Below are 21152 nucleotides of genomic sequence, written 5' to 3' on the forward strand. Positions count from 1 at the left end.
CGAGCATGGAGGCCCCCATGACCACGCACGCCACCACACCGCGCCGCGACTTACCCATCCTGTCCGTGGACAAGATCGGTGCGTTGAAGCCCGAGCTGGCCGACGTGATCGAGTACCGGAAATCGGGTCTGTCGCTGAACTGGATCGTCGGCTGCCCCCTGGAATGCGGCTACTGCGTCCGGCATCTCTTCGACAACTTCGACATGAAGGTGCCCCGGCGGCTGATGGCTGACGAAGAGGCCGCCACCCGCCTCGTCAGCCACCCGTACTTCCGGGCGCACAAGACCCCGGTCCAGCTCCTGAACCGGGCCACCGACCCGATGCTGCCCGTGGTGAAACCGCACCTGTTCAACGTGCTGCGGACGCTGGACGGCATGGGGCTGACCAACCACGTCCTGATCATCACCAGGTGGCGTGTCGACCCGGAGGACTGCGCCGTCCTCAACAGCTTGAAAAACCTGCGACTGACCGTGCTGGTCACGCACTCGAACATCCAGCACCCGGACATCGAGCCGGTCGACTCCCGCATCGCAGCCGCGAGCCTGCGCACCCTCTACGAGCACGCCGACCGCTACCGGACCATCCTCTACTGGCGCCCGATCGTGCCTGGCCTCAACGACACGGACGCCGACATCGAGCGGGCCCGTCAGCTGTCCCGACACGCGCACGCCACCGTGTTCACCGGCCTGTTCTTCCGCGACGAGATCGCCGCCTACTACGAGGGGCACGGTCTGCCGATGCCGTACGAGGAGACGGCCCGCCGCAAGATCATGCCGGAGGCCGCCGAGCAACGCATCCTGGACGCCTTCGGCGACGGCGGCTCGTGGGGCGCCCTGTTCCGCAAGACGTCCTGCGGGGTGGCCTACGCGCACGGCGAGGCCGACTACAACGGCCATTACGGGGTGCGGGAGTTGTGCGACATCTGCCCCGCAGAGCAGCTCGCACGGTGCGCGAAGGCGTGGACGCAGCCGGATCTTGCCACGGTCACCCGGGAAGCCCGTGGCCTCGGCGCGACGGGTGAGGTTGAAGTCAACGACCGTGCCATCGTCGTTGAAGGGCTGGACGAGCCGCCGCGCTACTACCTCCAGCACGGGTTCGGCTACCAGTGCCACGACCGCAACAAGCCCCACCACCACCGCCAGCACGGCCGGGCCCCCATCGGCTGGGAGGCGGAGAACGGACGCACCCCCGTATGAACTTCACCTCCTGGCCCCCGCTCTACGTCGTCGACGTCGAGGGCAACGGCGCCAACCCGCCGGACCTGGTCGAAGTCGCCGCGCTCCCGGTGCGCGAGGGCCGCCCGGACACCGGGGCGGCAGGGGCGTGGCTGACCCGGCCGCGCCGCCCCGTCACCGCTTTCGCGGCAGGGATCCACGGCCTCACCAACGAGCGGTTGGCGCGAGAGCCGGGCTGGGAGGAAATCGCCGAACAGGTGCACACCCTGCTCGGCACCGCTTGGATCTGCGCCCACCACGCGCACGTGGACTACCGGGTGCTCTCCGCGCACCTCCCCCACTGGCAGCCGGCGGGGGTCCTCGACACCCTCCGACTGGCCAAAGCCACCTATCCCGACCTCGGCAAGTACGGCCTCGACGCCCTGGTCAAGCACGTGGGCCCGGACCTGAGCGCCGCTCCCGCGCAGCGGCACCGCGCCACCTTCGACGCGTACGCCACGGCACAGCTGTTGCTCGCCATGGCAGCCCACTACGACACCTGGGACCAGCTCGTCGCCGCGGCCGTGCCGCCCGGCCTGCCCGGAGCCCCCGAACCCGAAGAGGATCTGACCCTGTGGTGAACACAACGACCGCACCCACGCGTATCGGTGTGATGGGCGCACACTCGACCGGCAAGACGATGCTGCTCAAACGCATCGAGATGGAGCTGCGCGGCCACGGCATCCCCGTGGCCCGTACCGGAGGGCTCGGGAAACGGGCCGCACGCGTGCCGCTGCCGAAGATGCAGCACCATACCGCCACCTCCACCGAGTGGATCATCACGCAGGGCATCGCCGACGAGATCGCCGCAGCGGCCCACCAGGGCCCTGAGCCCGTGCAGGTGGTCCTTGCCGACCGGGCCGCCTGGGACGCGCTCTCCTACTACCGTGCCGCTCTGGAATGGCGCCAGGAGCAGGCGGACCGGCTGGATCGCGAACGCCTGTGGATGCTCGCCTCCACCCAGAGTCCGAAGTACGACCTGGTCCTGGCGACGGTCCTCGACCCGGACCTGCCGGTGAAGCCGGGCCACGACTACGACGCCCGCTACCGCACCCTGGTCGACCACCACACCCATGCGGTTCTCGCCGAGAACCAGATCCCGCACCAGCGCGTCACCGGCGACCCCGCCAGCCAGGCCCGCGCCGTCGAACTCGCCGTCCAGATCTGCCTCAAGCAGGAGGAGCGGGTATGAGCAGCGCACCCCCGGCCGGCGCTTTCACCCTCGCCGGAAAACAGGTCTCCCGCCTCGGCTTCGGCACCATGCGCCTGACCGGCCCCGGCACCTGGGGCGACCCCGACGACCGGGACCAGGCCCTCAGCGTGCTCCGCCAGGCCGTCCACACCTACGGCATCACCCACCTCGACACCGCCGACGCGTACGGCCCGCACACCGTCGAGCACCTGATCCGTGACGCCCTCCACCCGTACCCCGAAGACCTGCTGATCGCGACGAAGGTCGGCATGGTCCGGCCCGCACCGGACCTCTGGGCCCCGCACGGCCACCCCGTCTACCTGCGCGCCTGCGTCGAAGCGAGTCTGCGCCGCCTCGGCGTGGAGCGGCTCGACCTCTGCTACCTGCACCGCATCGACCCCGAAGTGCCCCTCACCGACCAACTCGGCGCCCTTCAGGCCCTCCAGGAGGAGGGAAAGATCGGGCACATCGGCCTGTCGAAGATCGGACCTGACGACTTCTACCGGGCCAGCCTCCAGATCCAGATCGCGGCCGTGCAGAACGTCCTCAATCTCAACGACCGCCACGACCTCGTCCTCGAACTCTGCCGCGACCAGGGCATTCCCTACGTGCCCTACCGGCCACTCGACGCCGGGAAGCTCGCACCCGAAGCGAGCACCGCCCTGTCCTGGCTCCTCGAACTCGGCCCCCACGTCGCCCCGATTCCCGCCACCGGCAACCCTCACCACCTGGCAGAACTGATGAACGCCGTCGACACCATCGCGGCGGAACAATGACCGCCGCACCGGAAGCCGACCGGCTGCCCCGCAGGCGCGCCCCGTACGAGAACTGGCGGCCCCCCCGTCATCGGCGTCACCATTCTCGTACCCGTCGGCGTCGGCGAACTCCTCGCCGTCGACACGACCGGCCGCAGTGACCTGATGCTTCCCACGGGATTGGTAGAAGAAGGGCATTCGCCCGAGGAAGCCAGCCGCCAGGTATTGACGGGTGCACCTCTGGGTCGGGTACGGGAGGTCGCGGTCGACCGCGTGCAGACACGGCGGCGTCTGGTAGTGACCCACCTCGTGGTCACAGACCTTCTGTCTCACGAGGACGCATCACACCTCGCCTACCGCGACCCTCGGGCAGTCCGGCGCATACTGCCCTCCCTGCAAGTCATCGACGCTCTCCCCCACCGCGCACGAGCAAGAGCGATCCTGAGTCTGCAATGCCTCGCCGTCCGGGTTCTTGCTCAGTCGTAGCAACGCGATCCCCGCTCGTTGGCCCCCAGGCAGCACCTTAGGGATCGCAGAGAAGCAACATGTTGCTGCCGAAGAAGTACCGGCGCGGACGCCGGACTCTGATCCGCACCGACTCCGCAGGCGACACTCACGAGTTCACCGCCTGGCTCGCCCAGCGCGGAAGCTGGCTGTCGTACTCCGTCGGGATGACCATCACCGACGCCATTCACGCGGTGGTCCTCACCGTCCCCGCTTCCGCGTGGACGCCTGCCATCGAGCCCGGCGGCGAGATCCGCGACGGCGCCTGGATCGCCGAACTTTCCGGCGACGTCCTCAAGGGCTGGCCACCGGGGATGCGAGTGATCGTCCGCAAGGAACGACCCCATCCAGGCGCCCAGTTGCGCTTCACCGACGCCGACGGGCTACGGCTCACCTGTTTCGCCACCAACACCACCGGCATCCCGATCGGCGCACTCGAACTGCGCCACCGCCAGCGTGCCCGCGCCGAGGACCGGATCCGCTCCGCCCGCGCGACCGGCCTGCGCAACCTGCCTCTGCACGACACCGCACAGAACCAGATCTGGCTGGAGATCAACCAGACCGCCCTCGACCTGCTCGCCTGGATGCCGATGCTCGCCCTGACCGGGAAGGCTCGGCTCTGGGAGCCCCGACGCCTGCGGCTGAGACTGTTCTCCACCGCCGCCCAACTCATCACCACCGGCCGCCGCCGCATCCTCCGCCTCGCCGGACACTGGCCCTGGACCGACGTGATCACCGACGCCCTGCAACGGCTCGCCGCCCTGCCGAACCCAGGCTGACCACCATCTTCCCGTCCCCGCGAGTAGCACCACCCGACCGGAACCGTGGAACCCGGCGCCCACCCGACGCGACAGCCGGGCAACCGACTTGCCCGCATTCAACCCAACAAGCCGAAACAGCCAGTCAGTTGAACTGTCAGCCCGTAACGAAAGATCGAGGCTAGATCGGCGGGGGCCGGTAGCCGCGCTCCCAAGTACGTCCCACTCCCCGAGCTGCCGCATCAACAAGCAAAGCGCGCGTGGAGCAAACAGCAAATGGCACCACCCTTTGTACGCGGCTCCGCGCGCGGCTGGCGTCGATCGAATCTTGCCGATCCTGGCAGGCCGTGCACGGCGCAGAGAGTGATTATGGTGACTGCTATTGCCCCTTAAGGACCTATATTTCTAAAAGATCTAGAGGCCATGAGTTCCGATTCACTTACCTAGGGCGACTCTGCTTGCGAGTGTGACTTCGGTGAGTGATCCTCATATCACAGATCCGTCTCACTGTGACCGAAACCTAATAGATGGCTCACGGTGTGCGGATGCAACCCCCCAGATCGCAAGAACCGTTGCCTCATCGATCATGCGTGGCTACTTTTCTCGCCGAGACAGCAACTTCCGATCGAAAGGGAAACGACCATGTCAGCACGAAAGGCCATCGGTTCTGTATTGGCCTCAGTAGCGATCGCCGGGACTAGCCTCATGGTGCTTTCTGCGCCGGCCCACGCAGCTGCTCCCCCAGCGACGAGCACCGAGACGCTGAAGAATTCTGCCCTCGGCAAGTGCCTCGATGCAGACTTCACCGATTCTGTCACCACCGCGCCGTGTAACGGCGGCAACTACCAGAAGTGGTACGTCTCCGGCACAGACTCCAGGCAAATCCGAAATGTAGCTACAGGGCAATGCCTCACGACCGGCTCTGACTCGAATGTCTACACGAGAACATGTAACGGCACTTCCATCCAGAGATGGAACATAAAGGCGAATTTCCATCTCCAGAACGTCACCACTGGGCGTTACCTGGATGCCAACGCCGGCGGCTCGGTTTACACCAGTTCATGGAACGACGGCAACTACCAAGTTTGGTGGTAACTCCTCTGCTATACCTGCGGCACAAATAGGAATTAGGCCCGCCCTACCACAGGGGCGGGCCTAATCCTATGCGTCGTGCCGGCCTGCATATCCGTGCCCATGGGCGTGGGGCTTTGTTGGACCGCGTATTGTGCTGTCCGGTTCGCCATGGAGAGGGGCCCGGCGGTGCACTTACACTGCGCACGGCCATCCCGCAGTTGAGATTCGAGCCATCTGTCGAGCAATGGAGCCCTTTGGCGTTGCACGTCAACCCGAAGGCACGCCACGCGTATGTCTCCGCGATGGCGCCTAGTTTGGTATCGCCCGCGCAGCCAACGTGTCTATCTGGGGCTACCGTGTCCCGCGCGTTCGCCGAGTGCCTGTCGTTGCGCCTGGACATCACCCCGCACACGTTAAGGACAAACCTTGCTCGGCCGACGGCAGTGCTGGGCCGGCCCCGCAGGGTGCTGTTCCCGCTCTGCCCCTGCCAGTTATGCAAGTTGCGTTGCTCGTACCTTGAGGCCCCTCCAACGCCAGCAAAGGTTCACAGGCTGTTTCCATACCCCATTACTCACTGACTGGCCGCTTCAGCACATGGATTCCTTGGTCCGCGAAGATGCGTTGCCACCCACCTTCCTCTGCGTCACGCAACGCAGCAATCGACTCCTCACTCCGCCAGCCACCATGGACGTCCACCACAAGCCATTCTATGGATTTCCGCTTGTCCAGCACCCCGTAGGTAGCGATATAGACCTTTGCCTTGTCCGTTAGGTGCGGGGCTAGGCTGTTACTCGTCGCTACTTCTCCATCTGGTGGTACAAGGTCGATTGCCGTGCGAGAGGCGACCAGGCGTGGGTCGTCAAGCCAAAACTTTTCCGTAGCCATTTCCGAAAGAGGCCTGCCAAAAAAAAGCAGAAGGGAGATAAGCAAGGGGATAGACATTGGGAAACTGCGGTTTCTCCGGGCGGCATCGATCAGGGCAATAAAGAGAATTGGCATCAGAACAGCCGAATAGTGATGGGTTGTTCCCCAATACTCAGGGTTAGATGAGAACATTCTCCACACCAGTGTGGGGAGGGCGAGCAAAACGAAGGGACTACGGAAGGCAAGCCCTGCCGTCACGGCTGCAAGGGCCAAAAGTGTGCACGCCTTGTCACGCCATCCGTCCAAGAAGCCGTAGTCGTGTGGTTGTGTGATGTAACCGTATTGACCGTTGGGAGAAAATGCTGGCAGCGCAACCAGGACAATTAGGGCGGTCGCGATAATTGATGCCCCGAATAGCAGGAGACCCGCCTTGCGATGGTAGCGGATCAGGATGATGCCCAATACTGCAGAAGTTGCGCCAAGGTCTTCTTTGACAAGCATCAACGTCGAGGCCCACCAAGCTGAGGCCACCCAACGTCCGTCCAAGTAGGCGCCGCCCGCCAAGGCTACCAGTGGGACCGCAAAAGCAACCTCGTGGAAATCGAATCCAATGAGCTCCTGTAGGCCCCAAGAGAGGCCATAGGCGGTGCCGATGCAAAAAGCTGGCCAGCGTCGGCCTAAATATTTACTTGCCGACCAGGAAATTACATAAGTGGAAACGCCGACCAGCAGTGCTTGCGCGATCAGAAGCGTCTCAATGTGGGGGAAGAGGCGATATATGGGCCCTAGTATCGCGAGGATCGGGTGGAAGTGGTCCCCGAGCAATGGATATGCGGAGGCATCAAACCCCTCCGGGGCGGTGGCGGTGCGAATCTCGGATTCTGGAAGATGGAGATTTGCGTAGGAGCGAACAGCCTGCCCAAAGATGCCTAGATCATAGGCAGTTGTCTTGAAGCGGGAATGCTCCCGCAGGGCAAAGGTCAAATATCCGAGAAAGACGCACAATGCGACCGAAATAGGAACAAAGCGCCGCTCTAACTGTGTTCGTCTTCGATGTGGTGGATGCGAGAGAGCAAGAGCAGTGCTGGGTGGCATCGGCGTCATGCTGGAAGCATGACGCATGCCTATTAAAGAAAAAATGAGCAGGACTGAGAAATCTCAGTCGGCGCGCTTGGCTGCTGCAGCGACCGTAGAGATTGCGCCGATATTCGCCATCGATTTCCTGCCGGTTCTGTCAACCCCGCCCCCTTTTTTGGGCCGCCGATCGGCTGTGCCGTCTGAACCTGGGGCTCGCAGCCCGCTCCCCGCTCGTGGGAATGGGTGCGCTCGTACAACTTCAACCAGGGCTGGTGGTTGGCGTGCCGTAACCGGGGATCAGCACGCTTCGGCGAGACCGGGGCCCAGGTCAGCCTCGGACGTTTAATCGATCCGGCGCCGTGCCACGTACTTGGTAGGCCCCCGGGCGCACTTCGTCGGACATCATGCGGACGACCGATTCCAACTTCTCAGGACACTGAGTCCCCTGGCTCCAGCAAGCTCCTGCCGGCAGACGCACCCCCTGACATTCGAAGACGAGTCCCGGTCAGCTTCGCGTTGGTCAAGTTCGCATCGCTCAGGCATGCGCAGGTCAGGTTCGCGTGTGACAGGAATGCGTCGATCAGGTTCGCGTTGGTCAGGTTTGCGCCGCCCAGGCCGTCGATGGGAAACGTCGAAAGTGCCGTCAGCCGGATTAACCTCGATCTTACGTGACGGCTCATCAGTTCAACTGGTGGGCCGTTTCGGCCTGTTCAGCTGATGATGGGCATCGCCAGGGCCCGGCCGTCGTGTCGGGTGGGCGCCGGATTCCAAGGGTCCGGTGGGTGTTCAGGCTCGGCGGGGCGGGGAACGTTGCTGGTCAGCCGGGGTTCGGCACGGTCTGGAGCCGTGCCAGGGCGTCAGTGATGATGTGCCGTACTGCCGAAACTGCAGTTTTCCCATGAACGGAGCAGCAGCACGGAGGTCACGAACCCGGACCCCAGAAAGACCACCCACCCGATCAACCAGGCACCGGCGCTGTACTGCCCCCTCTTCTCCGCGGGGGAAGGCCCTACTTTGTCTGTCTCCATGGATCCGCCTTCCGCCGAGAATGGGGAACCAGAGGAGGTGGGCCGACCCGCGACCGGCCCACCTCCGCGGCGCGTGATGGTACACGGGGCCCTGTTCACAGGTGAGGTGCTCTTGGTGTGCCTGGTGTGATCACGGCGTCGGAGCCGTCCTGGATAGCCCCGTTCACCGGGCTGAGCCCCCGCCTGTTCGGGAAGTTGGTGACGGTTCTGCGGCGCGAGGGTGCGGACGCGGTCCGCAAAGGCCGGCCGTGAGGCCTGCCGTTGGAGGACCGGGCATTGTTGGTCGCCGTGTACTGGCGGACGAACCTGACCATGCGCCAGCTAGCCCCGCTGTTCGGGGTGTCCAAGTCGGCGGCGGACCGGATCATCGATCACCTCAGGCCGGTGCTTGCCCTCCAGCCCCGCAAGCGGTTCGCGAAGGACACCGTGCTGATCGTGGACGGCACCCTGGTGCCCACCCGCGACCACACCGTCGCCGAGCAGTCGAAGAACTACCGGTACTCCACCAACCACCAGGTCGTCGTCGACGCCGACACCCGCCTCGTCGTGCCGGTCGGCCGGCCCCTGCCCGGGAACCGCAACGACTGCAAGGCGTGGGAGGAGTCCGGCGCGATAGCCGCCGTCGGCACGACCATGACCCTCGCCGACGGCTGCTATCCGGGCACCGGCACCGGGTTGCATTCCAGCAGGCCGACGGCCAGCAGCACGGTCAACCACCGGTTCAGTAGCAGCTGGCACTCCCAGCACCGCAGCTCATTGCGCGACAGATCACGCCCCGGAGGGCCGCCGGCGCAGTCATCGGCAGAACCGACAACTCGTACGCCTGGCGGGGCTTACCAGGAAGATCGTCTGAGTCAGACAACATCCGGATGGTCTTGCTGCGGCTGCACATCGGGGAGGGGTGACGGCTCTACCCCATAAGGACTCTCGTACAGGTTGGAAAGGTGTTCAGACACGGGCTTCTCGGCGCGCTGTGGCTGTTCTCCAGCCCGGGACACAAGCTCGTTCCGCAGCCCTTCCGCACGGAAGTTGGCAGATACGACTCCGGCTTGTGCCTTGGCCGCATCAGTGCGTAGATCCCGTGCCCTCTGAAGGTCGGTCTCCTGCGCCGCTCGGAATCGGGTCTTCCGCCGTGCTTCCAGTTCGACGGCTTCGGCACGCACACCTTCGTGCTCCTCTGCAGGCCCAGCAACCAGCGCAGTACTTCGGAGCTGCTCCCTGGACTCATCGAGGTTGCCGTTGATCACCTCAGCGGCTTCTTGGAGCTCGTCCCTCCGGGCCTCAACACGCACACGCGCCTCACCGCGGAGCACTGAACGACCGAACACGCCCACCGCATCCAGTTGCTCTGTGAGGTCTTGGATCTGCGCGTATGTCTCGGCCCGCTGGTCGGAACGCTCCTTGATCGTCCGCTTCAGGTCGGCTACCTGCTCGATAGCTTCTGTACGTGCTCGGAGATCGCTTTCGTGTCGGCTCAGCGCCAGTACAGCAGGGCCGCTGTCGGCGGCGGCCTGCTGCTCCGCGCGCAGGGCCGCGGCTTCTGCTGCCGCCGCTTCGCGTGCGGTAGCGCGTGCTGCGGCTGCCGACTTCCTCAATGCCTCGCGGAGGGCGTCGGTGCCGAGATGGGCGTACGAGGTATTCGAGCGTGCGCTCACGGGAGCGTCACCGGCCTTCCGTGCATGCGGCTCTGCCTCGGGTGCATCGTCCCCCGGCGAGGGTTCTTCGTTGTCTTCTCCAGCACCGGGCGCACGGGAAGTGGCGAGGCTGTCCACGATCTCCTGGAGATGTGCCGGGACGGCGCCCTTCGGGAGTTCGGTGAGGATCATCCGCTCCTCGGTGCCGTTCTCGATCTCGCGGAGGAGTCCGGCGACTGCGCGGTCCATCTGCTCCTGCTCCGTGGTGGGGTCGCCGTGCTCGGCGCGGTCCGTGTCGGTCTCGTACACGGAGAGCGGGAGGAACAGGTGGGTGCTCTTCTTGTCGCGCGACAGCATCGTGTAGAGCGCGTTCGCCTGGGCGCCGGGTCCGTAGACCAATGCCTCCTCGACGGTGAGGCCCTGGCTCTTGTGGCCGGTGATGGCGTATCCGAGGGTGAGTCCGCCGTCCGCGATGTAGTCGGGCTCGACCCATTCCGCGACGTCCCGGTGTCCGGCGCCGTGCTTCTCGCGCCACTCCACTAGGACGCGGCGTTGGTCGTCCACGGCGCGGACGATGCCCCGGTATCCGTTGAGTACGTCCTCGTGTTCGCCGTTGCTCTTCCTGGCCTGGTAGTCGTTTTGGCGAAGGAGTACCTGGTCGCCGACGGAGAGGGCGAGTTCCTTTCCGCCCGCGAGTGCGTAGGTGAACTCGGGTCCGGTGAGGTTGCCGTTGATCTTGCGCAGGGCGCGGGCACCGAGGTTGAGTTCGTCGACGACTTCGTTCGTGGCGGCGAGCATGAGCAGCTTCTGCACGGCGGTGTGGTCGTCGCTGTACGCGGCCCGCTTGTCGGCCCACGCGGTGAGCATCGCGGCGAGGGTGGTGTCCTTGTCGGCCAGTGCGTGTACGCGGCCGGCGCTGACGTACGTACGGAGTGCCTGGACGCGGTCGTTGTCCCGCCAGAGTTCCAGTGCGCGGCGCTCGACCGCGTCCTTCTGCCGGAAGTTCTCGGTGAGTTCGAGTCCTCCGACAAGGTGGTGCACGGCGGCGAAGTGGCCGCCGACGCCGGGGGAATGGAGTTGTTTGGGGTCGCCGATGCCGACGACCTTGGTGCCGGTCTTCGCGGCGTGAGTGAGGAGTTCCGCGATGTCGCGGTCGTCGCACATGGCGGCTTCGTCGACGACCAGGACATCCACGCCGCGCAGGCCCGGCCCGCCGTTCCGTACGGAGGTCAGCCAGGATGCGACGGTCCGGGAGCTGATGCCCGCCTCGGCCTTGAGGTTGGCGGCGGCGACGGCTGCGGTGGAGGCACCGGCGATCACCCGGCCTTGCGCCTCCCACGCCTGCCGTGCGGCATCCATGATCGTGGTCTTGCCGGAACCGGCGTTCCCGATCACCGCGTCAATGCCGTGCCCGGCGGTGAGGATGCGTACGAGGACCTCGCGCTGTTCGTCGGAGAACGCGAAGCCGGGGCCGTGCTGCATCTCGACGACCGCGAGCGTCATGTCGACCACATCGCGGGGGACGACGGCAGCTTGCTCGTTCAGGCGCTGGGTCGTCTCGGTGACGATGCGCTCTTCGGCGGCCACGATGTCCGCGGTGGTGTAGCGGTCCGCGTGCGCGTAGTGCTGGGGCCCCTTGGGCCGAAGTTTGACCGCGTATCCGGCGTGCTGGAGTACAGCGGTGGTGAGGCGCTCGGCCTCGGCAACGTCGGCGATTCCGTACGGCAGTGCGTCGAGCACGGCCGCGAGCGCGGCGGCGTGCGTGAAGCTCTTGGAGTGGCTGGTCAGCCCCTCCTTCGGGTCGAACACGGTCGTGCAGATGTCGGCGATCTGGGGGTTGTGGCCGTCGGTCTGGTTGCCGAGTGCGGCGTTGCTGATCGCTTCGGGGTCGTCGCCCGCGGCGCGGCCTTCGGCCTGCCAGTAGGCGCGGAGTACGTCGTCGGAGACGCCTGCGGCTTCGCCGTTCTTCGCGGCCTTGGACACGGTGGAGGCGGCGGTGCGCTCCTTGAGCGAGGCATTGTCGTACGCGATGCCGAGCTTGCCGAGCAGTTCGCGGACCTGTCCGTCGCGCTTGGAGAACAGCCGGATGGTGGGCTCGGGTATCGCGGCTATCTCCCATGCCCCCGTGCGCTCGTCGCGGCGGAAGGTGACGCCGTACTGGTTGTTGAGTTCGTGGCGGATACGAGCGTTCATGACGGCCTGGGTCGCGCGGGCGTGCCGGTGGAGGTCCCGGCCTCCGGCCGCCATCGTGGACCACTGGCCATCGTCTCCACGGACCATGTTGGCGAGGGTGAAGTGCAGGTGGAAGTGCGGGTCTCCGTACGGGGCTTTACCGACGGGCCGGGCTGCGCGGTGGATCATCATCCAGCCGGAGAACCCGGAGGTCTGGACGACCTTGGCCTCCTCGCCGTCGCCGTGGTGGCCGCGCATCGCGTACGAAGCCCAGTCTTCGAGCGCGCTGATCGCTTCGCGCCCGGACTCCGTGTAGATGGCCTCGACGGCCTCGGCCAGCTCCTTGGGCGCGTACGCGAGGAAGGCGGAGTAGGACTTTCCCAGGTCAAGCGTGGTGTCGGTGCCACGATTGCCCACCTCGACCCGGCCTTGAAGGAGTGCGGCCTTGACCTCCTCGGTGTCCCACACGGTGTACGGATCGAGCCCTGCGGCCTTGGCGATGGCGACTGCTTCTCGTACCTCGATGGGGAGGTCCCGGAGGCGGCGGCCGGCCTGGGCGTCGAGCTGGCGGTGGCGGCGCTTCATCGATGCGGCGGAGAGCAGTTCGGCGGGCTGCTTCCCTGCCAGGGCTGCCTGAACTTTGATCGCATTAAGGAGAGGGCGGGCATCGAGTCGGCCTTCGGCTTCGGCGGCCAGCGCCTTCTCCACCGATTCGGCGTCGTACAGGTCGGTCGCTTCGATGCCGATCGCTGCGGAGAGCTTGAGGAGGCTCGACACCGGGGCGCGGTGGGACTCACCGAACCGCCCCAACTGGCCTTCCATCCGCCGGAACTCGTCCTTCTTGCGCTGCGAGTCGAGCAGTTCCTCCGGCTTCACGCCGCGCTCGGCGGCGGTCCGGCGCACTGCGCGTACGAGCGGGGCGACGGGGAGCTTGGCGGCGGGGTCGATGGCCAACTTCGTCTCGACCAGGGTCTTGCCGGTGGCGGGATCTTCACCGCGCATGAGGCGTCGGGCGGCCGGGAACTGGTCGGGGCTGAGCACGCTGCCGGGGGTGATACCGAACTCGGAGAGACCGTTCCCGGTCCAGACGAGGGGGCGTTCGGCGGCGTCAAGGTGATAGTCGACCTGGCCGTCAGCGAACCGGATCGGCAAGGTTTCCTCGCCGTACAGGGCTTCGGCGTCGATTCCGGATGCTGCGGCAATCTCGACGGCATCGAACCCGGTGATCTGGGCGGTGGTGCTGGTCCGGCGCTGTGCACGGGCGCGGTAGAAGGGGCGCTTGGTCTCCGGTGAACCGAGTAGGTCGGCGACCGTGACGCCGGTCTCTTCGGCCTTCGCCTCGACGGCGGCGATGAGCGGAGCGGCATCGACCATGACTGGCTTGCCGCAGCCATGCCCGCCAGTAAGGCGGTACTCGACCTGAGCCTCAGAGGGGCCGATCATCGTCACCCACGCCACCGGCCTACTCACCCCCCGTGCAACTACAGCCAGAATCGGTCATCTTGGCTAATTGTATCGTCGCGTAGCGACGATACCTTGGTCCTTGAAATTCAAGATCATGATCAACGAGGGTAAGCCTCGGACACTCGGATTGACCTCGTTGCTCCTGCGGATCAGGCTCCTGGAGCCTGGTGTCCTGTTGGACTGTTACCTCTGTACGGGGTGCGCGGGCGCGGGTGCCGTACGCGCTGAGGCGGTACGACGATCCGATGTCGGTGCGGTACCTGCGCGCCGCTGAGTCGTTGATCCGCGTATGGAGCACACCTCGAATCCGGCGGCTCCCCGCCCGTTCGCCGAGTTGTCGGCCCCGTACTGGATGGCCTCGGACTCCCCGGCGTACGGGCTCGGCTCGGAGGGCCGGTGCGGGCCGGGACGTGGGACTCCGCCCCTACACCCGGGCGAACGGCCGGAGGGCGGAGCGAGCACTCGACCGGCGGAGAGCTCGTAGCCGCTGATCCGTCGCCTGGCTGTCGTGTTGAGCGGTCTTGGTTGGGCCCTGCCCGACCCGTCAGCGCCTGGTGACATGACGAAGGTCCCCGCTCCGGCCTGGAGCAGGGACCTTCGTCATGTTCGCCGTGTGGCCTCTCGGCCGACGGCTATGTATTCAGGGGCCATTCGCCGAACGGCACCGGTGCCTGACCGTGTGCTTCGCGCACGGCTTCCTCCGTGCCGCACGTGGTGCAGATGAAGACCTCGCGGTCGGCGGTCAGCCGGGAACGCGCGGGCCGTTCACCGAGCGGGCCGCCGCAGCGCGGACAGCGGGTGTCGGGCACGGGTCACTCCTCGGGGTGCTCGCGGGCGGACTTGAGGATCAGATTCCAGGTCGGGCGGGAGTAGGTCTTCTCTGTCTGGCCCTGGAGCTGCGGGATCAGTTCGGCGTTCTTCGCGCCGGGGTTCGCCGCGATGGCCTGACGGGCGAGAGTCAGCCGCTCGTCTCCCTGGTAGGGGTAGGCCAGGCCCTTGCGACCCGCGGTGCGTCCGCCGGCGTGCCCGCGGCCCTTGCGGTCCGCGAGGTACTGCCACAGCCGCCACCGCTTCCACTTCGGGCGGTCCCTCGTCGGGAGCTTGTCCCAGTCGTCGGGGGCGGGCCACCCCTCGGGCGGGTTCTTGACGTAGTGGGAGATGGTGGCGGAGTCGGCAAAGCCGCAGACCTTCGCGGCTTCGGCCGGGCCGACCATCTCTTCGGGGTCACCGTCCAGCTTCGGCGGGTTGGTGGTGTTCGCGGCGGCGCGCTGCCGCTGAAGCTCGTGGTGCCACATCGCCCATTCGTCGCCGTCCCAGTGCATGACGCCGTCAACGGTCTTCGCGGGCGGGTGCCCGTTGTTCTCCCGGTCGGTCCAGAGGTTCTGAAGCGTGGGCTCGCTGATGCCGTGGACCTTGCGGAGGTCCGCGCGTGAATAGAGCGTGCGGCCGGTCTTGCGGGACACGGTCGCCTCCTGTTCGTGGTCGGGGTCATGACCGCTCGGCGCGGTCACTGGATGTCGTCCTGGTCCGGGGCCGGCGCCCACGTACGGCTGCCCGCCGGTTCGAGCCGGGTGAGGGTGGCTACGTCGGCCAGGGGGACGGCGGCGGCCCAGTCGGCGCGGCCGGGGTGGTCGACGGGGAGGTTGAGCACGAGGTGCCGACCGGTCGGGGGGAAGTCCTCGACGATGACGAAGCTGTCGCCGGGATCGGCGCCGATGCTGTTACCCCTGGTGAGCTGGGCGATGTCGCCGGGCTGGGGACAGTCGGGGTGTCGGTCACATAGCATGGTGTGGTCTTTCTGGTGAGAGAGACACCGACGGCCAGCGCCTTGTTGCCCTTGTGCGCTGGCCGTCATCTGTTGTCTGGGGTGTGTGGCGCCCCGTGGGACGCGCGGCCGGTCGGAGGTTGCCCGCTCCGCTGACGGCCGAGTAATTAAACCACCTTCGGGTTGAGCGGGGCGGGGCTCTGATCCGGACGACGGCGGTCATCAGAAGAGGGCCCCCTGATCTGTGGGGCGTCGGCCCCGGTCGTTGGATGGCCGGGTTACGTGGAGTTCGTAGCGGGGGCGTCCCGCGTGCGGCGGAGTGTGAGCTTCGCGGCGGAACCGGCACCACGCCACGACGGGGGCGCCCCGGTCCACCCATCCCGTCGGGTACTGGGCGGTGAGCTGAGCCCAGCGGCTCCGGCTCCGCGGGACGGCCCACCTGTCCTCAACCGTGGTGATCGGCGGCAGCGTCCGCCACCCGGGGAAACAGTGGTCGTGCGCGTCTTCCACCGCCTCGTTGTCACCGTCCCCGAACCCGTCGCCGGAGTGCACGGGGCCTTCCCACTCGCACGCGAGGCACCCGCCGCGGAACTCCTGCTCGTCCCGACGGCTGCGGGTCGGCCGGCTGCGGGAGAACAGGGTCGGGGTGTGGTGTGCGGGCGGGTCCAGTTCGTGGCCGAGGTCGCAGTACGCGCCGCCGGGGTGTCCGGGCTGGATGTGCCACGTATGACCGGCGCTCTGGGGGCGGTGGCGTGTCCGCGCGTTACGCACTCGCCAGTAGTGCGTCTGCCGTGCCCGTGCTCCGTTCGGCTCGGCGACGGTGGCGGTCACGGCTTCCTGCTTCCGGCGGCGAGCACTTCGCGGAGTGGGTCAGCGAGCACGGCCTGTTCGTCGGGGGCGTCGAGGAAACGGGGCCCGTACGCGCGGCGTACCGCGCGGCGGGCGTCCTGGTGGTGGTCGAGCTCTGGGTAGTACGACGATCGGTCGAGTACGTCATAGCCGTGCTGGGTGAGCACGTCGGCGATGAGCGACCGGACCCCTACCGGATCGAGGGTGGAGAGTTCGGTTTCCCCGGGGGCCGCGAGGAGTACGCGGATCAACTCGGTCGCGCTGAGCCGGGGGTGGAGGGGAACGCTGAGTCGGTGGACGCCGTCCCGGCTGGGGGTGGCGGCTCCTCGGCGGCTCGGCGTCCTGGTGGTGCTTCGGTCTTCTGTCGTCTCGTCCATCGTGCTGGCCTTCGTTGACTCGGGGTGCTGGCGGGCGGCGGGGGTCAGAACAGGGCGTGTTCGGCGCGTGCGGCGGCAGTACGAAACGCACGGGCGGCGTCGGCGGCGGTACGGCCGGGCTCGGCGCTCCAACGGTCGATGACGTCGCGGTGCAGGGACTTGGCGGTGGTGGGGTCGTCAGCCTGGACGGGGTGCCCGGCGAAGGTTTCCGCGAGGATGCCGAACGCCTGGTCGCGTGCGCGGTCGATGCGGTCCCAGTCGTACGTCCGGCCGGCGGCTCCCCGCCCGTGGCCGGAGGCGACTTGGACTGCGCCGCGCGGCCAGCACGGCAACGTGGCGGTGCGGCCGGGACCGTCGAAGAGTCGCGGGCCCTGGTGGATGCCGACGTGTTCGATGTGGCAGGCGGCCCATTCCAGGATGGCGGCAGGAGTGTCCGCGATGACGATGCTTTCGGGGGTGGGTCGGGTCGGCACGGTGCTGTCCTTCGGGAGGGGCAGGGGCGGCGGCGCGTGGCCGCCGCCCCTCGGTCGGGCTGCTAGTGGTAGGCGGGGATCAGTCGGCGGACCTTGCCCTCTCCGATGCAGCCCCCCTTGTGGCGGCGCGGGCTCGGCGGCTCTCCGTTGCGCCCGCGCAGGTGGCTCCAGAACTTCGGGCCTTCCCAGTCACACAATTCGCAGCTGAGGTACCAGTGGTTATCGCTGCCGGGGAAACCTGTGAGGACTGCCCGCCAGTGGTGGGACGCGAGTCCCGCGAACGCGATCTGCGCGCCCTCGGTGTTCCGATCGTTGACCGGCATCCGCGGGTGCAGTAGGGGCACGGGCCCGCACAACGGCGTGGGAGCCTCGGCGAGCACCTGTTCCAGGGGCACGGTGCCGATCCGACCAGCGGCGTACTCCTCGGCGAGATGGGCGGCGGCCATGTCGGTGCCGGGGGTTCCCTTGGGCGGGCGGCGGAGGTTGCGCTCGCCTGTGGTGGTGAGGACCAGCCAGTCTCGGTGCCACCGGTAGGCGCGGCCGATGACCTGGTCTTCGCCGACGATCACGGGGTATCGGCACTGAATGTCGGGGGTGCCGACGCGGTACGTCGGGACGGTGCTGCTGCCCCCGGTCGCGGGAACGGTGAGCCTGCCCGCTTCGGTGTCGGGGACGGTGATGGTCGCGGGTCGTTCAAGGAGTTGCGTGGTCATGGTGGTGCCCTGTTCTGGAGAGAGAGGGGCCCGCCCCGGTGCGCTCGGCCGCCGGGGCGGGCGGGGACGCAGTTACGCGGCTTCGGCGGCCGGGGCCTGCGGCGCGGCGGTCCACTCGCGGCGCGGGATGATGCCCAACTCGTTGAGGACTGGGGCGTGGCTACCGTTGTCCTCGACCCATTCCCAGTCGGCGCCCTCGGTGCCGGGCTGTTCGGTCCAGGTGAGCATGTAGGAGCGGCCGGAGGTGCGGGGGTCGCCGCACACTGCCTGTGCCTCACGGCGGGTCATCGCCCACAAGGCGCGCTTGCGACGGCGCGGGGAGTTCTTCGAGGCGATCAGCACCAGCGCCATGCCATCCAGCCAGCTCGCACCTGCGGCGCGGGCCGCTGCGGCGGTCGGCTTGCCGACCGGCACCGGTTCCTCGACCGCCGGGGCCTGCTCGGCCGGTTCCTGCGCTTCGGTGGCCGGGGCCTGGGGCGGCTGTTGCATCTCGGCGGCGCTCTTACGTCCGGAAACGTCGTCGTACGGGGCGGTCCATGTCCAGTCGTCGTGCTGGTTGCCGGTGGCACGGACGATGCGCTTGCCGATGCCGTTGTGGATGTGCGAGATGGTCACGGACTTCGGGTTGACCCGCAGGACCTCGTACCAGGTTCCGCGGTAGAGAACGAAGTCACCACGCTTGAAGTCGGCGCGCGACCACACCTTGAAGCCTTCGGCCTCGGCGTCCTTGATGACCTTCTCCCAGTGGGCGATCTCCTCGGTCAGCTCCTGGTGCTCGATCTTCAGCTCGAGGTCTGCCGGGCTCCGGGAAAACCCCTTGGCGGACTCCCCGCGCTGCCACTTCTCGACCGCGCGGAGGTCGGCCCGCAGCTTGTCGAGACGGCGGAGCGTGCGGCCGGGGTCCTTCTTGAACTGCTGGTAGTTCGCGGCGGCCTGCGCCCGGCCGGTCCAGTGGGCGGCGCGGTCACTCTCGCCGATGCTCTTGCGCATCGCGTCGTCCATCCGCGCGTGATCGCGGCGGGCGCGGCCCTCGGAGTGGTGGCCGACGATGATCGGCTGACCACCGGCGAACCGCTCGGATATGTCGTGGCTCTTCTTCCACGCGGCCTCGGAGGACTGGGCGGCGCTGGCGGCGTACTCCCCGAACCGATCGGCGCGGCCGTCGGCCTTCTCTTCCCGCTCCTCCTCGGCCTCGCTGAAGCTCCGGCGGTCGGCGTTGTCGACGGTCAACGTGACCTCGAACCCCTTGTCTCGGAGTCGCTGCGCGAGGAGTTCGAGGGAGGGGGTGTAGGTGGCGTGGTCGCGGCTGTAGGGGAGGTACCAGCAGTCAAGGTTCCTGCTCCAGCGGAACGGCTGGCGCAGGGTGCGGCCGTACTCACGGAGTCGCAGGATCTCGGCCGATCCGTCCCCCCGGCTCGTGCCCTCGATCAGGGTTCCTTCTCGGCGGGTGTGGGTGATCGCGATAGTCACTGAACTGGTCTTTTCTGGTGAGAGTTTGTGGTCCGGCCGTAGGGCGGACCGTGCGTTGGCAGCGGCGCTGCACCACCGGCGCGGGCCGTGAGGGACGATCGGCTCGCGGGTCGTCGCGCCTGCGCGACGACAGGGGCAGTCGCGCCCCGGCGGGGCGTGTCCTTTGTCGGTCCGGTGCCCGCCGTCGGTCGGTGGAGCCGCCTTCGGCGGAATCGGCCGGCGGGGGTGAACGCACCGGACCTGTCCTGCCGCCCCGAAGGGGTGTCCGCTGGGGTGCTCGGGGGCCTGCCGGTCCGGAGGTGTTGCCCTCCCCCGGACCGGCGGGGCCTCGGTCTCAGCTGCGGTGGAGCGTGTGCCGGGCGGCCGGGTCGGCGTCGGCCAGTCCGGTCCGCTCGCGCCATGCCTGTCGGACGGCGGCGCGGAGCGCGTCCCCGTCGTCGTAGGCGAACCGGCCCCGGCGCAGGTTGCGGACGATGTCGCGGAACGTGTCCTGGTGCATCGTGGTGAGCGTGTCGTCAAGCGGGGTCAGCTCGTGCGGGAACATCGCCTGGACGCTGTCGCCGGGCTGCGGGGCCCCAAGGGTGAAGAACCAGACCACGGACATGGTGGCCTCGTCCGCGAACTCCGGGCCGCCGAGCGGGCCGACGACGACGGCGGGGCGGGTGTCGAGCTGGTGGCCCCGGAACCAGGGGCCGCCGATTACGAGCGTCGCCGTGGGGAAGTCCTGCACGGTGGGCTTCTTGTCGGTGGTGAGCATGTCGTGTCCTGTCTGGTGAGAGGTTCCGCCGGGGCCGGTCGGCCCCGGCGGGGGTGCCGGTCGGGGGGTTGCCCTCCCCCTTCCGGTACCATTAATTAAACCATGTTCTTGGGTTCGGGTCAACCCGTCATGGCAAGTTCACGGCGGCACTCGGCGGCCGTCGTGACGGCGCGGGCGATGGCGCGACCGGTCTCGATGGCCCGTACGGCAGACTCGTGGATCGGGGGCTTCTTGTCCTGGGTGATGATGCCCGCGAGCGGCGGCAGGGCGGCGGGGCCCGGAGTGATTCCGAGGATGAGCGCGGCGACGTGGGCGGCTGAGGCGACTTCGGCGGCGTGCTGGCCGGGAAGGGGGGCGTCCGCCTCGGTGATGCCTCGCCATGCGTGGCCGTACAGCAGGATGCGGACGGCGTTGTCGGGGGCATCCTGGGTGAAGTCGAACCCTCCGGCCCGCTCGGGGTCCTCCTTGTATTGGTGGCGGTACTGGTTCACCAGGGCATCCCTGATGACCTCGGGGGCGAGCGGGGCAGCGGCGGGCGGCTCGTAGGCGTCACCGTCGGTCTGGCTGATGTCGAAAACCGGCCCGGCCTTGAAGCCGGACACCTTGCGCGTCTCGCCCCCGGCGGCCTCGCCGGTGGCCTCGCGCTGCCCACCGTCGGCGGCTGCGGCCGTGGCCTCCTGGGCATCCTCGGTCCGTCGCTTGATCGGCGTCCAGATGCGGAGGGAGGTGGACCCCTTGATCGGGAAGCGCCCGGCCTTTCGCCAGTCTCCAGAGCTGAGTACGTGGGTGGCGTTGGGGTGCTGGGCGGCGATGGCGATGCAGTTGGTGGGGCTGCGGTCGTCGCGGTCGGGGTGGGTCAGGTTCGCGGCCGTGCGCATGACGGCGGCCCAGAATTCCTCGCTGCCGACCATTGCGCCGTACGCACGATCCATAACGGCTTCCAGCTCACCGCGCATCTTGGCGCTGTAGGCGCGGCGCTCTTCGTCGGTCATCTTCGGCTTGCGGGGCATAT

18 protein-coding genes and 2 pseudogenes are annotated in these 21152 nt (G+C 67.5%); 7 read left to right on the forward strand and 13 right to left on the reverse strand.

The features are described from left to right. Positions 1-17: 17 nt before the first annotated feature. The 6 genes and pseudogenes from AB0D18_RS05485 (at position 18) to AB0D18_RS05510 (ending at position 5518) form a co-directional block, all read left to right on the forward strand. Positions 18-1196: a radical SAM protein gene (locus AB0D18_RS05485; protein WP_362413160.1), complete on the forward strand. Its 1179-nt coding sequence runs from the start codon at positions 18-20 to the stop codon at positions 1194-1196. Further along, the gene (locus AB0D18_RS05490; RefSeq protein WP_362413163.1) at positions 1193-1795 is read left to right on the forward strand and encodes a 3'-5' exonuclease; all 603 of its coding nucleotides are present in this window, start codon (positions 1193-1195) and stop codon (positions 1793-1795) included. The genes AB0D18_RS05485 and AB0D18_RS05490 overlap by 4 nt, the downstream gene beginning before the upstream one ends. Next, positions 1792-2406 (forward strand): AAA family ATPase, encoded by a 615-nt coding sequence (locus AB0D18_RS05495; RefSeq protein WP_362413166.1) that lies wholly within the window; start codon positions 1792-1794, stop codon positions 2404-2406. The genes AB0D18_RS05490 and AB0D18_RS05495 overlap by 4 nt, the downstream gene beginning before the upstream one ends. Beyond that, on the forward strand, positions 2403-3182 hold the full coding sequence (locus AB0D18_RS05500; RefSeq protein ID WP_362413169.1) for an aldo/keto reductase: 780 nt from the start codon (positions 2403-2405) through the stop codon (positions 3180-3182). Before AB0D18_RS05495 ends, AB0D18_RS05500 begins: the two co-directional genes overlap by 4 nt. 530 nt (positions 3183-3712) lie before the next feature. Then, positions 3713-4444 (forward strand): annotated as a pseudogene (locus AB0D18_RS05505) (transposase); the annotation flags it as partial. Between the two features lie 621 nt (positions 4445-5065). After that, entirely contained in the window at positions 5066-5518 is a 453-nt protein-coding gene (locus AB0D18_RS05510) for an RICIN domain-containing protein (RefSeq protein ID WP_362413172.1), read from the forward strand. Between the two features lie 546 nt (positions 5519-6064). On the opposite strand, the gene AB0D18_RS05515 is transcribed toward AB0D18_RS05510, so the two are convergent. Together AB0D18_RS05515 and AB0D18_RS05520 are read right to left on the reverse strand one after the other, a co-directional pair. Beyond that, the gene (locus tag AB0D18_RS05515) at positions 6065-7465 is read right to left on the reverse strand and encodes a DUF2079 domain-containing protein (RefSeq protein ID WP_362413175.1); all 1401 of its coding nucleotides are present in this window, start codon (positions 7463-7465) and stop codon (positions 6065-6067) included. A gap of 401 nt (positions 7466-7866) precedes the next feature. Continuing rightward, positions 7867-8118, reverse strand: coding sequence for a pentapeptide repeat-containing protein (locus AB0D18_RS05520; RefSeq protein WP_362413178.1), 252 nt, complete (start codon positions 8116-8118; stop codon positions 7867-7869). Positions 8119-8583: 465 nt separating this feature from the next. On the opposite strand from AB0D18_RS05520, the pseudogene AB0D18_RS05525 reads away from it, so the two are divergent. Next, a pseudogene (locus AB0D18_RS05525) lies at positions 8584-9135 on the forward strand (transposase family protein); the annotation flags it as partial. Positions 9136-9320: 185 nt separating this feature from the next. Here the strand turns inward: AB0D18_RS05525 and mobF are convergent. The 11 genes from mobF to AB0D18_RS05580 form a co-directional block, all read right to left on the reverse strand. Next, positions 9321-13646 carry a MobF family relaxase gene (gene mobF / locus AB0D18_RS05530; protein ID WP_362413181.1) on the reverse strand — a complete coding sequence of 1442 codons (4326 nt, stop codon included), beginning with the start codon at positions 13644-13646 and terminating at the stop codon, positions 9321-9323. Positions 13647-14368: 722 nt separating this feature from the next. Then, positions 14369-14545: a hypothetical protein gene (locus tag AB0D18_RS05535; protein WP_362413184.1), complete on the reverse strand. Its 177-nt coding sequence runs from the start codon at positions 14543-14545 to the stop codon at positions 14369-14371. Between the two features lie 3 nt (positions 14546-14548). After that, positions 14549-15199, reverse strand: coding sequence for a hypothetical protein (locus tag AB0D18_RS05540; protein WP_362413187.1), 651 nt, complete (start codon positions 15197-15199; stop codon positions 14549-14551). 44 nt (positions 15200-15243) lie between these two features. Continuing rightward, positions 15244-15522, reverse strand: a complete 279-nt coding sequence (locus tag AB0D18_RS05545) for a DUF6211 family protein (protein WP_362413190.1) — start codon at positions 15520-15522, stop codon at positions 15244-15246. A gap of 201 nt (positions 15523-15723) precedes the next feature. Beyond that, positions 15724-16332, reverse strand: coding sequence for a DUF6349 family protein (locus tag AB0D18_RS05550; RefSeq protein WP_362413193.1), 609 nt, complete (start codon positions 16330-16332; stop codon positions 15724-15726). Next, a complete protein-coding gene (locus AB0D18_RS05555; RefSeq protein ID WP_362413196.1) occupies positions 16329-16727 on the reverse strand; it encodes a DUF6181 family protein in 399 nt (132 codons plus the stop codon). The genes AB0D18_RS05550 and AB0D18_RS05555 overlap by 4 nt, the downstream gene beginning before the upstream one ends. Before the next feature lie 44 nt (positions 16728-16771). Further along, on the reverse strand, positions 16772-17200 hold the full coding sequence (locus AB0D18_RS05560) for a DUF6197 family protein (protein ID WP_362413199.1): 429 nt from the start codon (positions 17198-17200) through the stop codon (positions 16772-16774). Positions 17201-17262: 62 nt separating this feature from the next. Then, complete coding sequence (locus AB0D18_RS05565) at positions 17263-17913, reverse strand: hypothetical protein (protein WP_362413202.1); 651 nt, start codon at positions 17911-17913, stop codon at positions 17263-17265. 72 nt (positions 17914-17985) lie between these two features. Further along, positions 17986-19383, reverse strand: coding sequence for a DUF3560 domain-containing protein (locus AB0D18_RS05570; protein ID WP_362413205.1), 1398 nt, complete (start codon positions 19381-19383; stop codon positions 17986-17988). A 334-nt stretch (positions 19384-19717) separates the two neighbouring features. Beyond that, positions 19718-20140 (reverse strand): DUF6409 family protein, encoded by a 423-nt coding sequence (locus AB0D18_RS05575; protein WP_362413208.1) that lies wholly within the window; start codon positions 20138-20140, stop codon positions 19718-19720. Between the two features lie 119 nt (positions 20141-20259). Further along, positions 20260-21150, reverse strand: a complete 891-nt coding sequence (locus AB0D18_RS05580) for a hypothetical protein (RefSeq protein WP_362413211.1) — start codon at positions 21148-21150, stop codon at positions 20260-20262. Between the last annotated feature and the right edge of the window lie 2 nt (positions 21151-21152).

The organism is Streptomyces sp. NPDC048442 (assembly GCF_040651475.1).
Lineage (GTDB): Bacteria > Actinomycetota > Actinomycetes > Streptomycetales > Streptomycetaceae > Streptomyces.